The organism is Mesorhizobium sp. M0317 (assembly GCF_040321555.1).
Classification (GTDB): Bacteria; Pseudomonadota; Alphaproteobacteria; order Rhizobiales; family Rhizobiaceae; genus Mesorhizobium.
On the sequence record NZ_JAMYRV010000006.1, the window covers coordinates 91,887 to 107,447 of the forward strand.

The 15,561-nt window shown below is 62.4% G+C and carries 18 protein-coding genes; 12 read left to right on the forward strand and 6 right to left on the reverse strand.

The genetic code is table 11. The annotated features are described in order from the left end of the window. Positions 1–6 precede the first annotated feature (6 nt). On the forward strand, positions 7–753 hold the full coding sequence (locus NKI88_RS07670; RefSeq protein WP_352654469.1) for an META domain-containing protein: 747 nt from the start codon (positions 7–9) through the stop codon (positions 751–753). A 58-nt stretch (positions 754–811) separates the two neighbouring features. Here NKI88_RS07670 and ndk read toward each other — a convergent pair whose 3' ends face one another. Continuing rightward, the gene (ndk, locus tag NKI88_RS07675) at positions 812–1,234 is read right to left on the reverse strand and encodes a nucleoside-diphosphate kinase (RefSeq protein ID WP_352654471.1); all 423 of its coding nucleotides are present in this window, start codon (positions 1,232–1,234) and stop codon (positions 812–814) included. A gap of 451 nt (positions 1,235–1,685) precedes the next feature. Beyond that, positions 1,686–2,321, reverse strand: a complete 636-nt coding sequence (gene bluB, locus NKI88_RS07680; protein ID WP_352538101.1) for a 5,6-dimethylbenzimidazole synthase — start codon at positions 2,319–2,321, stop codon at positions 1,686–1,688. A 276-nt stretch (positions 2,322–2,597) separates the two neighbouring features. Between bluB and NKI88_RS07685 the strand changes: the two genes are divergently transcribed. From NKI88_RS07685 to NKI88_RS07705, 5 genes are all read left to right on the forward strand, one after another. Further along, complete coding sequence (locus NKI88_RS07685) at positions 2,598–3,110, forward strand: DinB family protein (protein ID WP_023673440.1); 513 nt, start codon at positions 2,598–2,600, stop codon at positions 3,108–3,110. A 486-nt stretch (positions 3,111–3,596) separates the two neighbouring features. After that, the gene (locus NKI88_RS07690; protein ID WP_352538102.1) at positions 3,597–4,205 is read left to right on the forward strand and encodes a hypothetical protein; all 609 of its coding nucleotides are present in this window, start codon (positions 3,597–3,599) and stop codon (positions 4,203–4,205) included. A gap of 277 nt (positions 4,206–4,482) precedes the next feature. Continuing rightward, the gene (locus NKI88_RS07695; RefSeq protein ID WP_352538103.1) at positions 4,483–5,268 is read left to right on the forward strand and encodes a GGDEF domain-containing protein; all 786 of its coding nucleotides are present in this window, start codon (positions 4,483–4,485) and stop codon (positions 5,266–5,268) included. Between the two features lie 551 nt (positions 5,269–5,819). Beyond that, entirely contained in the window at positions 5,820–6,173 is a 354-nt protein-coding gene (locus tag NKI88_RS07700; RefSeq protein WP_352654475.1) for a hypothetical protein, read from the forward strand. Positions 6,174–6,217: 44 nt separating this feature from the next. Next, positions 6,218–6,469, forward strand: a complete 252-nt coding sequence (locus NKI88_RS07705) for a hypothetical protein (protein WP_352654477.1) — start codon at positions 6,218–6,220, stop codon at positions 6,467–6,469. Here the strand turns inward: NKI88_RS07705 and NKI88_RS07710 are convergent. The 3 genes from NKI88_RS07710 to NKI88_RS07720 all read right to left on the reverse strand — a co-directional run bounded on the left by NKI88_RS07710 (position 6,457) and on the right by NKI88_RS07720 (position 9,222). Then, positions 6,457–6,756, reverse strand: a complete 300-nt coding sequence (locus NKI88_RS07710; RefSeq protein ID WP_352654479.1) for a DUF982 domain-containing protein — start codon at positions 6,754–6,756, stop codon at positions 6,457–6,459. The two genes, NKI88_RS07705 and NKI88_RS07710, sit on opposite strands and share 13 nt — an antisense overlap. A gap of 166 nt (positions 6,757–6,922) precedes the next feature. Further along, a complete protein-coding gene (locus NKI88_RS07715) occupies positions 6,923–9,004 on the reverse strand; it encodes an ATP-dependent helicase (protein ID WP_023684744.1) in 2,082 nt (693 codons plus the stop codon). Between the two features lie 50 nt (positions 9,005–9,054). Next, positions 9,055–9,222, reverse strand: a complete 168-nt coding sequence (locus NKI88_RS07720) for a hypothetical protein (protein ID WP_023684745.1) — start codon at positions 9,220–9,222, stop codon at positions 9,055–9,057. A 137-nt stretch (positions 9,223–9,359) separates the two neighbouring features. Here NKI88_RS07720 and NKI88_RS07725 point away from each other — a divergent pair, with 137 nt between their 5' ends. After that, entirely contained in the window at positions 9,360–9,512 is a 153-nt protein-coding gene (locus NKI88_RS07725; protein WP_023693936.1) for a hypothetical protein, read from the forward strand. A gap of 236 nt (positions 9,513–9,748) precedes the next feature. On the opposite strand, the gene NKI88_RS07730 is transcribed toward NKI88_RS07725, so the two are convergent. Beyond that, entirely contained in the window at positions 9,749–10,717 is a 969-nt protein-coding gene (locus NKI88_RS07730; RefSeq protein WP_023743821.1) for a LysR substrate-binding domain-containing protein, read from the reverse strand. Positions 10,718–10,828: 111 nt separating this feature from the next. Between NKI88_RS07730 and NKI88_RS07735 the strand changes: the two genes are divergently transcribed. The 5 genes from NKI88_RS07735 (at position 10,829) to NKI88_RS07755 (ending at position 15,497) form a co-directional block, all read left to right on the forward strand. Beyond that, positions 10,829–11,662: a hypothetical protein gene (locus NKI88_RS07735; RefSeq protein ID WP_023743822.1), complete on the forward strand. Its 834-nt coding sequence runs from the start codon at positions 10,829–10,831 to the stop codon at positions 11,660–11,662. A 13-nt stretch (positions 11,663–11,675) separates the two neighbouring features. Then, positions 11,676–12,644, forward strand: a complete 969-nt coding sequence (locus NKI88_RS07740; RefSeq protein ID WP_245261396.1) for a DMT family transporter — start codon at positions 11,676–11,678, stop codon at positions 12,642–12,644. Continuing rightward, a complete protein-coding gene (locus tag NKI88_RS07745; RefSeq protein ID WP_023684750.1) occupies positions 12,637–12,870 on the forward strand; it encodes a hypothetical protein in 234 nt (77 codons plus the stop codon). The genes NKI88_RS07740 and NKI88_RS07745 overlap by 8 nt, the downstream gene beginning before the upstream one ends. Positions 12,871–13,037: 167 nt before the next feature. Beyond that, a complete protein-coding gene (locus tag NKI88_RS07750) occupies positions 13,038–13,484 on the forward strand; it encodes a Ros/MucR family transcriptional regulator (RefSeq protein WP_023670270.1) in 447 nt (148 codons plus the stop codon). Between the two features lie 135 nt (positions 13,485–13,619). After that, a complete protein-coding gene (locus NKI88_RS07755) occupies positions 13,620–15,497 on the forward strand; it encodes an ABC-F family ATP-binding cassette domain-containing protein (protein ID WP_352654483.1) in 1,878 nt (625 codons plus the stop codon). Positions 15,498–15,561 lie beyond the last annotated feature (64 nt).

A 15,561-nucleotide genomic window follows, 5' to 3' on the forward strand; every position in this document is an offset into this window, starting at 1 on the left:
AAGGGAATGCTGGACAGGATCGCCGAATTCTTCGTCTTCGGTTTTGTGCCGCTGGTCGTCGGCATGCTGGCCGTTCCCGAGCCTTCCGCCGCCGCCGAGAAAACGCTGAAGGGCGAGGTGATGTACCGCGAGCGCATCGCGCTGCCGCAACTTGCAGATGTGTCGCTGGCCGATGCGCCGGCCGCCATTGTCGGCGAGCGCAAGGTGGCGCCGGCCGGCCAGGTGCCGATCAAGTTCGAGATCAGCTTCGATCCAACGGTGATCCGGCCCAACATGACCTATGCGCTGCAGGCGCGCATCACCGCCGACGACAAGCTGCTGTTCGTCACGGACTCGCGCTATCAGGTCGATCCGCTCAGCGACGCGCCGCAGGCCATTGTGCTGAAAATGGTGGCGCCGAGCGACAAGCCGACCTCGGCCTCGCTGTTCGGCCAGAGCTGGCTGGTCGAATATATCGACGGCATCGGCGTGATTTCGGAGCCGCAGGCGACGTTCCGGGTCAGCGAAGCCGGCAAGGCGGGCGGCAGCGGCCCGTGCAACGCCTATTTCGCCACCGCCGAGGTCGAAGGATCGACGATCGCGGTCAACGACATCGGCTCGACCTACAAGGCCTGCGCGCCGGAGATCATGGCCGAGGAAAAGGCGCTGTTCGAGGCGCTCGCCAAGGCGGCGTCATACCGTGTCGATGGCGGCAAGCTGATCATCGCCGACAAGGACGGCCGCGACATCTTGCGCTTCAACGCAGCGAGTTGATCACGGGCAGCAACGAAAAAGGCCGGCCGGCCTTTTCGATTCAAAGCTGATGGTCGGCTCAGCCGACGATCTCGGTGTCCGAGAACCAGTACTTGATCTCCTGGGCGGCGGTTTCCGGCGCGTCGGAGCCGTGCACGGAATTCTCGCCGATCGACAGCGCGTGGACCTTGCGGATGGTGCCTTCGGCGGCGTTGGCGGGGTTGGTCGCGCCCATAACTTCGCGGTTCCTGGCAATGGCGTTTTCGCCTTCCAGAACTTGCACGATGGTCGGCGCCGACGACATGAATTCCACCAGTTCGCCGAAGAACGGACGATCCTTGTGGACGGCGTAAAAGCCTTCGGCCTCGCGGCGGCTCATCCACACGCGACGTGAGGCGACGACGCGCAGGCCGGCCTCTTCCAGCATCCTGATGATGGCGCCGGTAAGATTGCGCCGGGTCGCGTCCGGCTTGATCATGGAAAAGGTGCGTTCGAGCGCCATGGGGTCGTCCTTGTCTTGAGATGGAAAGTCTTGAGATCGGAATGTGGAGTGGCGGGCTCTATACAAGCCGCCCGGCCCATTGCCAAGGGGAGGCGCCCCGGCAGCGTTATTCGACCGCGACCGCCCGCATGGCTGTTCGCAACGCTGTGGTCAAAGGCAAGGCTTTGCGGGAAAATGGCGATTGCGCAGGCACGCACGGAACGGAAAGACATCGGACCATGTTTGACGGGACGCGCTGGCCCTACCACCACCTCAGGCCGGGCGACATAAAAGGGAGCCTATTGACTATCGGCATTTTTGCTGCCGTGGGCCTTGTTCTGCTGCTCTTTTTGGGTCGCCGCACAAATACGACTTCGGCTTCGGCCCCGAATGGCAATGCACCCCGATGCCGAAGGGCGACCCGATCTGCGTCAAGCTCATCGCCAAGGAAGAGACGAAGTGATCGGCAGCCTTACCGCCTGATCACCACCGGCTGCCGCCGCTGCTCCCAGCCTTCGCGTTCCAGTGTCGGCAGATCATGCTCCTCGCTGGCATAGCCGAGGCAGAAATAGCCGATCAGCGTCCACTCAGGCGGGGTGTCCAGGATTGCGGCCATCTCGGCCGCGTCGAGGATAGACACCCAGCCCATGCCGATGCCTTCCGCCCGCGCCGCCAGCCACAGCGTGTGCACCGCCATGACGGCCGAATAGTCGATGGTTGCCGGCATCGTCATGCGGCCGAGCCCATGGCCCTGTTGCGTCGTGCGGTCGGCGAAAACCGCGAACTGGCAGGGCGCTTCATTGAGACCGGCGAGCTTCAGCCGGGCATAGAGAGCGGCGCGCTCGCCTGAAAAGCATTCAAGAGCCTCGGCATTGCAGCGCTCGAAACAGTCTCTCACCGCGCCCCGCCGCTCGGCGCTCTCGACCACCACGAAGCGCCACGGCTGGCTGAGACCGACGGACGGCGCGACGCTGGCAAGCTCCAGCAGCCGCTCCAGCGTACCCTCGGGCAAAGCCGTCCGCTCGAAGCGCCGCACATCCCGGCGCCAGCGCAGCAGCGTGACCAGCCCGGCGCGAAAATCATCGGTGAAATCGGGGGGTGGTGGCATGGCGATCAGGAGACTTGTGTGGGCAGTAGGCAGTAGGCAGTAGGCAGTAGGCAGTAGGCAGTAGGCAGTAGGCAGTAGGCAGTACAGCCCTCAGACCCTATTGCCTACTGCCTATTCCCTAAGCTGCGGCCGCCGCCTCCTTCCAGCAAGGCGGGCTGAACGGACGGGTCGCGTCGTGTCCGGCGAGTTCATAGAACAGAATGGTCATTGGCGGCTGCGTCCTCGCGGTCTAATTAGGCGCCTGCGGCTGAAGCGGAACTCGTCGGCGGGAAAAAGATGAAACAGCATTTCATGATGTTCGCGGCATACAATCAATGGGCCAATGGCCGCATCTACGATGCCGTCGCCGCACTTGACGAAGAAGAGTTCAACCGCGATGTCGGCGCATTTTTCGGCTCGATGATGGGCACGCTCAACCATCTGCTGGCCACCGACCGCATCTGGATGAAACGCTTCACCGGCGAGGGCGACGCGCCGGCAAAACTCGACGCCATCCTGCACCGCGCATTGCCTGGCCTAAAGCTGGCGCGTGAGGCCGAGGACAGGCGGATCGTCGACTGGGTCGGCGGTTTGACCGAAAAGGCTTTGTCCGGCCGCTTCTCCTACATGACCGTTTCCGACATGCGCACCGTCTCGCAGCGGCTGGCGCCGGCGCTGGGACACGTCTTCAACCACCAGACCCATCACCGCGGCCAGGCGCATACCATCCTGACCATTCTCGGCCGGCCTTCGGTGCAGCTCGACCTGGCGTTTTTCCAACGCACCGACGAAGGCCGCGCCTACGCCTGATTTCTTGACCGCGGTTTGCGTTTGAAGACGCCGGAGGCGACATCCCTCGGTGCCTTTGTGCCATCCGTCTGCGACCTGGCCGCCGATACCAGTGAAACGCCTCTGGACGCGACGGACAGCGCCAAAGCCTCAACCTCCAGCCTGAATCCCAAGCCGGGTTTTTGAAGCCCGTGGTTTGCACGACGCTGCCCGGTGGCTTGTGCCGCCCTTTGGCGCCGCCCCTTGCTCGGCCGGCCGCTACAACCTGCTCCATTTTTCAGTAGAGTTTCTATTTAATAAATTCAACAAAGTTTAAATATTGAAGCAAAAACATATTTTTTTTTAGAAACCGAGTACACTGATTGAGAACTACAACGGCCTATGTCGAAAAAAATAAAGAAACTATAAGGAAGACTCGTGCGTAGCTGTGAGTGCATAAGCATATGTCTGCTTTGGTTTGCTGGCATGTTGCAATGCACAAAGCAGAACGGCAACAAGGAGAGTGTCATGGTTAATATCACTCAGAAGATCGCTAGAACACTGGCGGCGGGTGCAATTATCGTTATTTTTGCCGCTCCCGCGAATGCAGGAGGCGGAATTGGCGTCGGTGTCGGCGCATCTATCGGCGGTGCTGGCGGCATCAATGCAGGTGCCGGCGCCTCGGTCGGCGGCAGCGGCGGTATCAAGGCGGGTGCTGGCGCAACGGTCGGCGGCAATAGCGGCGTTACTGCGGGCCTCGGCGCCTCAGTCGGCGGTAGCAGCGGCATCAAGGCCGGCGCTGGCGCGACGGTCGGCGGAGCCGGTGGCATCAAGGCCGGTGTTGGGGCCACGGTCGGCGGCAGCGGAGGTATCAAGGCCGGTGTCGGCGTCAACGTCGGCAGCGGCATCAACGTCGGCGTCGGCGTCGGCATTGGCGGAACGCCCGGTACGCCGGGTACGCCCGGCACTCCAGGAACTCCTGGAACACCAGGCACACCTGGGACACCCGGTGTCGTCGCCAGCATGTCGAACAGCCAGCTGACACGTATGAAGAAGCGCTGCGTCGATGTGCTCGCCAGTGAGGGCACCTACGACAGCGATCTGCGGCAGCTATGCCTTATGATCTCGCGTCGCTGAGACAGGTTTCGCCGGGAGTGTCGAACCAGCCGTGAGGCTTTACGGCACTCTCCTACCGCATGGCCCAGACTTCCCGAGGGACATGCGCTGACGAGAAGCCTCCGGCCAGTCGGAAAGCCCGCCGCGCAAGTGGCGGGCTTTTTGTGACCGCCGGCATCTTCACGGCAATCGGTCACACTTTCGATTAACCGTTAACCACATTAGAATTGAAGGCAAGGGTTTAGGGTTTCATTTGTGTTCCCGCTGCAAAATAGCGAACACAGTGGGAGAAATTGGCATGCGGGTCGATCTGTCGCCCACGAGCTGGGGCAGGGTCATAGCAGTCACGGTTGTCGGCACGGCGATCTGCATCGCGGCGGCCTTCCTTGTCGATTCCTACAATTTTCCGTCGCTGTCGCCCGAAGCATTGCGCTGGGCGCAGCTCACCGACCTGTTGCTGCCGCTCGTGCTGGGTGGGTCGTTCTTCTCTTTCCTTATGTACAAGATGCGCCAGCTGGCGATCGCCCAGAAGAATCTGAGCATTGTCGCGGCGACCGACAGCCTGACCGCGGTGTTCAACCGCGGCGCGTTTTCGATGCTGGTCGAGGCCTATCTCGAACAGGCGCGCAGCCAGGCCGTCGTCGATGCCGGCGCCCTGCTGATCGTCGACGCCGATCATTTCAAGACTATCAACGATCGATTGGGCCACGATTGCGGCGATCAAGCGCTCAAGCTGATCGCGCAGACGATCAAGGCTCAGCTGCGCGGCGCCGACATCGTTGGACGCATCGGCGGCGAGGAGTTCGCCATCTTCCTGCCTGGCGCCGACCCGTCGCAGTCCTGGCTGGTTGCTGAGGGGATCCGGCGGCGCATCCGCGAGGTCGAGTTTGCTCCGGGTGGACGGCCCTGTCCGCTCTCGGTGAGCATAGGCGGCGTCGCCTTCACCGGACCGACCACCTATGCCGACATGTTCCTGACGGCCGACCGGCACCTCTACAAGGCCAAGTCCAACGGCCGCGACCAGGTCAGTTTCGAAACGACCGGGCCGCGCGCCCTGCTGGCCGGTGATCCGACGTTGCATTGAAATGCGGGCGCCAGGCGAGGCTCCGGTCGGGCGCAGGCGCTTTTCAAACGGATCGCGGCAATGCGACCTGGAACACGCAGCGGCGCCGTCAGCTTCCATGGTGTCGACTGCAGCAGGCCTCGTTCCTTAACGCAAGTGTTTCGGTCTAATGGTGGCGCTGCGATCCGTTGGCCTGCCGCATCGATATGATGCCTTCAGATGTACCTAAAATAGTCCTCGCTTGCTGCGTCCGCCGCTGCTTGCGGGTTGGCCGTCCATTTCTGCTTCGAGGTGTGGATCAACCCGATGGCGAAACGGTGGCTGCAGCGTCGCTCGCTATCGCGCGTGGTACCCGCCTCGGCGGCTTGTACCGTTATCCACTGCTCATAGATCGGATGAGTCAGTGATCCAGAAGTCGGCCTAAACTGTTGGAACGACAATTACTTAGAGAACAAATAATCCGTAGAGTTTCCGTTGTTCCATCCTTTCATCAAGATCATGATATATTCAATTCCTGATCAGCCATAATGGATTTGTGTCTGACGTCTCAAAGGCCAGTTAATATCTCAGAAATGGGCAAGCATCTGCAAAAACTCAAAGGAATTTTAACACGGCATCTAGGCCGGGGGCCTTTTTCACTCCTCGAGTTCGCCTCAAGGTATGGATGCGTGACGCGGCACCTTGTAAAGGGTGAAGACATCGATCTCGTCAGTTCCGATTATCCACAAGCGATTTCTTTCCTGGCGAACGAATTCAAGGTTAAAGCCATTCAGTCGCGATCGATACCGGAGGAGGCAGTTTTGGCCGGCTCTATGATGCAGTCTTTGCGCTTTCATTCTTTTCCACATGCCGATAACAACTGTCGCGATGGCTGGTTCGTCTGTTCAGCTTTGTGCGGCCTGGTGGCATTCCGATTTCACAACTAACGGCTCGCGAACCCTGCCTTTTCTTCAAATGGAGACGCCACCGAGTGAATTTGGCTTTCGGTTTGCATTTGAACAGTGAACAGGCCGACATCGCGGTTGAGAAATACGGCATGATGGCCATGGATCTTGGGTTCGTGATCAAACTATCTCAAGACGTTTCCAATGCCGAGTTACTCCAAGATGAAGTGGACGCTTGGTGGGATCACCAAGACGTGTTTGTCGTTCGACGTCTACCGGCAAGTCCGAGTGATCTTTTTGCTGGGCAGGCCCTGTCCCGGCCGTCTCAGACGGCGTAGCCATAACCGTGTGCGACCGGCTTGACCGAGACGGCCGGCTGGACCGCGGGCCAGAGGATGCCTGCCGTGACTGCAAAGGTGATCAGGGCATCGCGTGCGGCCTCGGTCGAGATTTCGCCGGCGCGCGCCGCCTTGCAGGCCCTCACGGCCGCGCCATAGCTCAGGCGCCGGCGTGATGGCGGAAATTCGGTCAGGAAATCATGCATGTCGAACAGCGAGGCGAGCATGCGTTTGTGGCCGGCGCCAACGCTAACGGCAACCGGGGTGAAGAACATCGCGTCGTGCATTCTGGCCTCTCTGGATGGGCGGAAAGGCGGCGGTCGCCGCTCTCCGATCGCGGGTTGGACGCCAGAAAACGCGGCCGGCGGCCCGAGGTTCCCTGAGAGATGCCGTGACAGGACGATTTGCTTCTTGAGGTCGCTCCCCGGCCGGCATCCGCGGTTGCGGCGCCTTCTATTTCCACATGCCGCGCATGCGGGCGCCGAGGTCGACGCGGACTTCAGGTCTGTGGCGCGGATCGTCCTTTGCGTGGACGCTCGCCCAAGAGGTCTGCTCGAAAGCGCCGAGAATCGAGGCCGGGATGAAACGGGTTCGCGAGGCATAGACGTGGCGGTCGCCGCGCGCTGCCTGGCCGTGAGTGAAGAAGCGCTGCGGCGTCACCAGATGCAGGCCGTCCTTGGCCCGCGTCATGGCGACGTAAAGCAGCCGGCGCTCCTCCTCGATGTCTTCCTTGGTGCCGACGCCGAGATCGGCCGGGATGCAGCCATCGACGGTGTTGAGCACGAAGACGTTCTTCCATTCCTGGCCCTTGGCCGAATGAATGGTCGACAGGATCAGATAGTCCTCGTCGCGGTGCGGCGGCCCGGCCTGGTCGCTGGTCGCATCCGGTGGATCCAGCGTCAGCTCGGTCAGGAAGCGCTCGCGCGAAGCATAGCCGGAACCGATCTGCTCGAGCTGCATGAGGTCGGCCCGCCGCGTCGTCGCATCCTCGTGGATGCGCTCGAGATGCGGCTCGTACCACAGCCTGACCTGTTCGAGATCGGCCGGCCATTTCCCCGACCGGGCGCGCAGGCCGGAATAAAGCGCAACGAAGGCTGGCCAGTCCTCAGCCGCGCGTTGCGGCGGCCGGTAGCGGGCCAGCCCCATTTCCTCATCGAGCGATGTCGCCATGGTCTCGACGATGGTGCTCGCCGCCGAAGGGCCGATGCCGGGCAGGAGCTGCAGCACGCGGAAGCCGGCGACGCGGTCGCGCGGGTTCTCGGCAAAACGCAGCACCGAAAGCACGTCCTTGACATGGGCGGCGTCGAGGAATTTGAGCCCGCCGAACTTGACGAAGGGGATGTTGCGGCGCGTCAGTTCGATCTCCAGCGGGCCGCTGTGGTGCGAGGCGCGAAACAGCACCGCCTGCGATTTCAGCACCGTGCCGGCCTCGCGCTCGGCCAGGATGGCCTGGCAGACATAGTTCGCCTGCTCGGCCTCGTCGCGCACGCTGACCAGTTTCGGCCTTTGCGAGGATTTGCGCTCCGACCAGAGGTTCTTGGTGAAGCGCTCCGACGCCTCCGAGATGACCGCGTTGGCTGCCGCCAAAATAGTCACGGTCGAGCGGTAGTTGCGCTCCAGCATGATGACATCGGCGGCTCGCGCGAATTGTTGCGGGAAATCGAGGATGTTGCGCACTTCCGCGGCGCGAAACGAATAGATCGACTGCGCGTCGTCGCCCACCACCGTCAGTCCGGCGCCGTCCGGCTTCAGCGCCGAAAGGATCGAGGCCTGCAGCCGGTTGGTGTCCTGGTATTCGTCGACCAGCACATGGTCGAAGCGCGAGCCCAGATGCGCCGCGATCTCCGGCTCGGCGGCCATTTGCGCCCAGTAGAGCAGGAGGTCGTCGTAATCGAGCACGTTCTGCGCCTGCTTGGCCTCGACATATCGGGCGAACAGCGCCTTCAGCTGTTCGGCCCAGCCGGCACACCAGGGAAAGGCCGAACCCAGCACCTCGCCGAGCGGCGCCTGAGCGTTGACGGCGCGCGAATAGATCGCCAGGCAGGTGCCCTTGGTCGGAAACCGGCTTTCGGTCTTCGAGAATCCAAGCTCATGCCGGGCAAGATTCATCAGGTCGGCGGAATCCTCGCGGTCATGGATGGTAAAGGCGGGGTCAAGGCCGATCGTCAGCGCATAGTCGCGCAGCAGCCTGGCGCCGATGCCGTGAAACGTACCGGCCCAGGCCAGCGCGTCGGCGATGACGGACGCGTCTCGGCCCAGGACCTCGCCGGCGATGCGTTCGACCCGCCTGGCCATTTCGGTGGCGGCGCGGCGCGAGAATGTCATAAGCAGAATGCGTCTGGGATCAGCGCCCTTGACGATCAGATGCGCAACCCGGTGGGCGAGCGTGTTGGTCTTGCCGGAGCCGGCGCCGGCGATCACCAGCAGCGGCCCGGCGATCTGGCCGTCGCCATGTTCGACAGCGAGCCGCTGCTCGGCGTTGAGCTTCGCCAGATAGGCGGGCCGCAAGGACGAATCATTGATGGCGATGGTCATCGCCTATCAAGCATCGTTTCCGCTTTGTTCGCAACGGGCGGAAGTCGCCCTTACCGCCGTGGCGCGACACCCGTTGCCGCCGACTGGCGCCGCAAGGCGGCGCGTTCGTCGCCAGGCACCGGCAACGGATCGAAATTGTCGGGCACGTCCTTGATGATCTCCTTGGCGATGCGATAGGTCGCGTAAGCGAAAAGGCCGGTAATGAGCAGACGGATCATGGCGCGATCTCCCTTTGGGCAACCAACCTCAGAGCCGCCGTTTGGTTCCAGCCGACGCGGCGTCGTTTGCGAGCGTGCAACCAAAGCCGAACCACCTCGTTGCCTTATGAAGGAGAGGGCAGACCTAGGAGGTCGCCATGAAGAGGCTTCTGATTCTGTTGGCCGCCAGCTTGGCGCTCGCCGCCTGCGACGGCGACATCCAGCCAACCAAAGCCCCGGTGCTCGACCAAACCCCGCAGACGGATTCGGCGCCAAAGCCGGCGGCCAGCGGCGATCAGCCGGCGCAATGATCGTTTTCCGGCGGGAGACGAGAAACGGCTTTCAGGAGAAGAAGGCCGGCGCCGCTTGGGAGGTGAGCTGATAGCGCCGGCCAGGCGGATATCAGGTCCGCCGCAACAACCGAAGATAGCTGAGTCTCTCGCCTGCGTCATGAGGTGGGCCGCATCGACCTGCTTCATGACGGCGCTTCTGCACAAAACAACTTCGATGTCAGATGGCGTGCGGAACGAAACTCGACGGGAGGACCTCAGGCAATGGCCTTGCGCAGCACCGGGCCGCCGGCAATCCCGGCGTCCAGCTGGCACTGCGTCAGCGCCGCCTCGGCCATTATCCACTGCTTGAACAGTTCCACCTTGCGCGTGTAGGGCGCGGTGACCGGGCAGACGAAATACCAGCCGGCGGTGTTGGGGTGATGCACGGCAAACGGCGCCACCAGTCTCTCTGCGCGGATCTCGCTCGCCATATAGGCGCGGTTGGCGACTGCAAAGCCCATGCCGGCATTGGCCGCCTCATAGGACATCATGCAGGAATCGAAATAGATGCTCTTGGTCTCGCCGAGCACGGAACTCGCGCCGGCAAAACCCAGCCACGACTGCCAGTTCTGCGTGCAGGTGTCGGAATGCAGCAGCGTGAAATGCCTGAGGTCGTCGGGCGTCACCTGTGACGGCGGCGTGTCGCCGAGAACCTCGTGGAACAGCTTCCTGCTGCACACCGGCGTCAAATCCTCCTTGAACAGCAGGTCCGCTTTGAGGTCGGGAAAGCTGCCGTCGCCATAGCGGATCTCGAGGTCGAACTCGGAGGTGGCGAACTCATTGGTGGCGTAGGAGGTCGAGACCCGCATTTCGATTTCGGGATATTGCCGCTGGAACAGCGGCAGGCGGGCAAACAGCCAGCGCGCTGCGAACGTCGGCAGTACCGAAATCTTCAGCACATGCGCCTGCGACTGTCCGGTCGCCTCCATGCTGGCCGCCACGATGCGCTCCAGCGCCTCGCGAACGCGCGACACATAGGTCTCGCCTTCGGGTGTCAGCGACACCGCATTGCCGCCGCGCTGGAAGATCTTGAAGCGCAGCTGGTCCTCGAGGCTTTTGACGCGCTGGCTGACGGCGGAAGCAGTAATAAACTGCTCTTCGCCCGCGCGCGTGAAGTTACGGTGCCGGGCGGCACTTTCGACAATCTTCAGCGAATTGAGGTTGACCTGACTGAGCAGACGCACGCGTTTCGACCTTAAGCTGGGCTTACACTAGCACCAGCATTCCTAATTTTACAGGGGTGGGGAAATTAATCGACAGTTTACCAAGTGATGCCCCCATCCTGGAGAAGTAGAATGAACGCCCATACCATACCTGAACTGCGCTACGCGATGAGCCGAGAAGCCATTATCGGCCATGAGACGGCCTGGAAAGTGTCGGGTTTCGGCGTTGCGCAGTATCTGCATGGCTACGACCCGGCGCTGCTGGCGGCGATCGAAGAGGCGGCGTTGAAGCTCAAGGCCAGCCACGCCGTGCACAAGCACCTCGACCTTACCTTCATCACCGGCGCCGACCGTTTTATCCCGGAGATCAAGGAACTGCTGCATGACAAGCTGCGCCTGGAACGTCTGTCCGACATGATGGGCACCAAGCTCGAGCCCTATCCGCTGTCGATCGTCGGCTCGACCGTCACTTTCATGAATCCCAAGGACGGCGCCGTCGATTGGCATTGCGACGGTGTCCCGGTCACCGAACTCATTCCGCTGTCGATCAGCAATCCGCTGGTCGGCGGCCATCTCGAAATCTACTGCGACGATTCCGAGACCGGCCGCGCCATCCTTGAATCCGGCCGCGAGATTCCGCGCAACCAGGTCATGCGCATCGACCACAAGATGAACTACGCCACGCTCGGCCAGTTTCTCGGTGTGCTGCACCGCACCGCGCCGATACAGCTCGGCTCGCGCGTCACGCTGGTCCTCAACCAGCGCTCTGTGGCCAAGCCCTACGTCGACGACAATCGCATGTTCTATCTCGCAGCCGACAATGATCACGATCGCGAATGGGTCAACGAACTGGCCGAAGACGTCTGGACGAACCAGCTGCCGGCCTATCGCCGCTTCGAGGAAGAACGTCCGGTTGCGGCGGCGGCCGATGCGCCGGTCCCGGGCGGGTCAAGGGATTCATGGTAGCCAGAGCATAGAAGTGGACGCCGGTTTGGTCGTCGGTAACATCATGGTCGGCGATAAGGACAAGGCACCGTCGCGCCGATTCCGGGATGGATCCGGCTCGCCATCGGCCCTGGTCTTCGCCGCCGGCGCGGTCGCCCTGTGGTCGACCAACGCGCTGGTCGGCAAATCCCTGCTGGCCAGCCATCCAGTGTCGCTCGTGCAGTTGCTGCAATTTTGTGGAGCGGCTCTGGTGTTCGCCGTCATCCATCTGGCGAGCCGGAAGGGGGACACGCAAGACGCAGCCTTTTCCAAGGGTGCTGACGGCACCCTGGCGCCGGTCGCGGTCGGCTTTATTGGCCTGGTCGGCACCATGGTGCTGCAATACATCGCCTTTGCCTCCATGCCGGTGATCGAGGCCAATCTCGTCGCCTACACCTGGCCGCTGATGGTCGCGGCGGCGGTCATCGTGCTGGGCAAGCGGCAACGCCCCGTGCTGCTGGGGTTGACTGCCGTGCTCGGCTTTGTCGGCGTGGCGCTGGTGATCTCGGGTGGTCGCGGCCAGCCTTTTCTCCAAGGCAGCATCGTCGGCTATCTCGCTGCCTTCGGCTCGGCGCTGTGCATGGCCTTCTATTCGATTGCGGTCGCCCGCCTGGCCACACCGTCGGAGCGTTTGCTTTTGCCTTCGGCGTTGGTCGGCGTCGGCCTGACCTTGCTGTGGTGTATTCACGACGGCGCTGCCTGGCCATCCAGTGAGCACCTCCTGCTTGGCCTCTATCTCGGTGCCGGCCCGATGGGGCTGGGATATTATTTCTGGTCGCGCGCCTTGAAGCTTGAAGGCGGCGGCAAGGTTGCGGTCATCGCCTATCTGACGCCGATCGCATCGACGCTGCTGCTGACACTTTCGGGCGAAAGGCTGACGCTTACCGCGATAGCCGGTGCGGTCCTCGTCATCGGCAGCTGTATTGCGGTGGGCATAGAACGCTCGGAGGCTGAACATGCTTGACGACGATGAACGCCTCGCCAGACAGGAAGCATTCTGGCTGCTCAAGGAGTTCGGCGCCGAGGCGCCGCTCTACGCCGCCATGAAGGCCGAAAAGGCGATAGAGCAAAAAGATTTCGGCCGGTGCGCCCGCTGGAAGCGCATTCTGGACATACTGGCCGACTCTAAACCTGCGGCGTCCGTGCAGTTGAAATCTGCTGGCGCGAAGTCGGCCGTTTCCAAGTATTAGATTTTCTAATTTGCAACGTTGCAACCTGTTGTGGAAACATCCTCCTGTTCCGATTCTTGATCGTTTATTGAGACTTTAGCGACCCGTTGGGGGGTGCAGCTAGGTCGATACATCAAGAGAAGTCTTAAAAAAAGCCGGCAACTTCATGACCGGCGGGAGAAACAGAATTGCACACCATCGACAGCAAGACCGCTATTGAACTGACTGCTGACATCGTCTCGGCCTATGTCGGCAACAATCCTCTCCCTGCGTCTGGCCTGCCGGATCTGATCGCCAGCGTCAGCGCATCGGTGCGCAAGCTGGGCAGCATTGCCGCCGTGGAAAGCCCCGCGCTGAACCCCGCTGTCAATCCGAAGCGGTCGGTGTTTCCCGATCACATCGTCTGTCTTGAGGACGGCAAGAAATTCAAGTCGCTGAAGCGCCACCTGATGACCGACCATGGTCTGAGCCCGGAGGAATATCGTGGCAAATGGGGCTTGCCGTCGGACTATCCGATGGTGGCGCCGAACTACTCCGCGACCCGTTCGGCACTGGCCAAGTCCTCGGGCCTCGGCCGCAAGCCGGCCGTTCCGGCCGCCGCGGCCAAGGTGACGAAGCGCAAACCCAAAGCCTGAACCAGGCAGCCTCTGAAAAGTCAGGCTGCTGTTTGCATGGCCCGGCGCGCTTAAGGCGCGCCGTCTTCATGCCTTATGCCCCCGCCAGCGCCCAGGCCCTTGCGAAGCGCCGCCCTCCCGTGCAAAAGCCCCGGCATGCTTATCATCAACGATCTTTCGCTCCGCATGGCCGGACGCTTGCTTCTCGATCATGCCTCGCTGACCTTGCCGGCCGGCACCAAGGCCGGCCTCGTCGGCCGCAACGGCACCGGCAAGACGACGCTGTTCAAGGCCATCACCGGCGACTTTCCCTCCGAGACCGGCTCGATAAGCCTGCCCAAGAACACCCGCATCGGCCAGGTGGCGCAGGAAGCGCCCGGCACCGAGGACCCACTGATCGAGATCGTGCTCAAGGCCGACCTGGAGCGCAGCGCATTGCTCGAGGAAGAAAAGACCGCCACCGATGCGCACCGCATCGCCGACATCCACATGCGGCTGGCCGACATCGACGCGCATTCGGCGGAATCCCGTGCCGCGACCATCCTGGCCGGCCTGGGCTTCGACGATGCCGCGCAGCGCCGCCCGGCCTCGTCCTTCTCCGGTGGCTGGCGCATGCGCGTGGCGCTCGCCGCCGTGCTGTTTGCCGAGCCAGACCTTCTGCTGCTCGACGAGCCGACCAACTATCTCGATCTCGAAGGCACGCTGTGGCTGGAAAACTATGTCTCGAAATACCCGCACACGGTGCTTCTGATCTCGCACGATCGCGACCTGCTCAACCGCGCCGTCAACTCGATCGTCCATCTCGACCAGAAGAAACTGACCTTCTGGCGCGGCGGCTACGACCAGTTCGAGCGCCAGTACACCGAGCAGAAGGAGTTGCAGGAGAAGGGCCGCGTCAAGCAGGAAGCCGCGCGCAAGCATATGGAATCCTTCGTCGAGCGCTTCCGCGCCAAGGCCTCCAAGGCGAGGCAAGCGCAGTCGCGCATCAAGGCGCTGGAGAAGATGAAGCCGATCGCGGCGCTCGTGAACGACACGGTGCGGCCGTTCTCTTTCCCCGAGCCGGTGAAAACGGTGGCCTCGCCGATCATTGCCTTGAACAACGTCAATGTCGGCTACACCGAGGGCCAGCCGATCCTGAAGAAGATGACGCTGCGCATCGATGCCGACGACCGCATCGCGCTGCTCGGCGCCAACGGCAACGGCAAGTCGACCTTCGCCAAGCTTCTGTCGGGCCGGCTGAAGCAGGAGAGCGGCACCATGACGGTCGCGCCGGGCCTGAAAGTGGCGATCTTCGCCCAGCATCAGCTCGACGACCTACGCCCGGATGAAAATGCCTATGAGCATGTCCGCCGGCTGATGCCGGAAGCGCCGGAATCCAAGGTGCGTGGTCGCGTCGCCCAGTTCGGTCTGACCACCGAAAAGATGAACACCGCCGCCAAGGACCTGTCGGGTGGCGAGAAGGCGCGCCTGCTGATGGGCCTGTCGGCTTTCGAGGGGCCGAACCTGTTCATCCTCGACGAGCCGACCAACCATCTCGACATCGACAGTCGCGAATCGCTGATCCATGCATTGAACGAGTTTCCCGGCGCCGTCATCCTGATCTCGCATGACCGCCATCTGCTGGAAGCGACCGCCGACCGGCTGTGGCTGGTCAAGGATGGCGCGGTCAACCCGTATGACGGCGACCTGGAGGACTACAAGACGCTGGTCACCGGCGTGTCGGGTGACCGCCGCGGCAAGCGCGAGGCCGAGAAGGCATCAAAGGCCGATCGCCGCCGCGATGCAGCCGCGCGCCGCGCCGCCTTCGAGCCGCTGGCCAAGGAAATACGCGCCACGGAGGCGCTGATGGACCGGCTGCGCAAGCGCATCGACGGCATCGAGGACGAGCTTTCCAACCCGGCGGTCTATGAGAAAGATTCGTCGACGGCGACCAGACTGGCCAAGGAGCGCTCGCAACTGGCGCAGCAGCTTGCCGGCCACGAGGAAAAGTGGCTGACCATGTCGGCGGAATATGAGGAAGGCACGGCGGAGTGATTACCTCCCCCTTATGGGGACGGTCGATCCGTGAAGCGGAGCGGGTGGGGGTCTGCGCCGCACC

Coding starts and splice junctions, on each gene's coding strand:
- NKI88_RS07670 (WP_352654469.1), top strand. CDS start 7: ATGCTGGACAGGATCGCCGAATTCTTCGTCTTCGGTTTTGTGCCGCTG.
- ndk (WP_352654471.1), bottom strand. CDS start 1,234: ATGGCGCTCGAACGCACCTTTTCCATGATCAAGCCGGACGCGACCCGG.
- bluB (WP_352538101.1), bottom strand. CDS start 2,321: ATGCCACCACCCCCCGATTTCACCGATGATTTTCGCGCCGGGCTGGTC.
- NKI88_RS07685 (WP_023673440.1), top strand. CDS start 2,598: ATGAAACAGCATTTCATGATGTTCGCGGCATACAATCAATGGGCCAAT.
- NKI88_RS07690 (WP_352538102.1), top strand. CDS start 3,597: ATGGTTAATATCACTCAGAAGATCGCTAGAACACTGGCGGCGGGTGCA.
- NKI88_RS07695 (WP_352538103.1), top strand. CDS start 4,483: ATGCGGGTCGATCTGTCGCCCACGAGCTGGGGCAGGGTCATAGCAGTC.
- NKI88_RS07700 (WP_352654475.1), top strand. CDS start 5,820: ATGGGCAAGCATCTGCAAAAACTCAAAGGAATTTTAACACGGCATCTA.
- NKI88_RS07710 (WP_352654479.1), bottom strand. CDS start 6,756: ATGCACGACGCGATGTTCTTCACCCCGGTTGCCGTTAGCGTTGGCGCC.
- NKI88_RS07715 (WP_023684744.1), bottom strand. CDS start 9,004: ATGACCATCGCCATCAATGATTCGTCCTTGCGGCCCGCCTATCTGGCG.
- NKI88_RS07720 (WP_023684745.1), bottom strand. CDS start 9,222: ATGATCCGTCTGCTCATTACCGGCCTTTTCGCTTACGCGACCTATCGC.
- NKI88_RS07725 (WP_023693936.1), top strand. CDS start 9,360: ATGAAGAGGCTTCTGATTCTGTTGGCCGCCAGCTTGGCGCTCGCCGCC.
- NKI88_RS07735 (WP_023743822.1), top strand. CDS start 10,829: ATGAACGCCCATACCATACCTGAACTGCGCTACGCGATGAGCCGAGAA.
- NKI88_RS07745 (WP_023684750.1), top strand. CDS start 12,637: ATGCTTGACGACGATGAACGCCTCGCCAGACAGGAAGCATTCTGGCTG.
- NKI88_RS07755 (WP_352654483.1), top strand. CDS start 13,620: ATGCTTATCATCAACGATCTTTCGCTCCGCATGGCCGGACGCTTGCTT.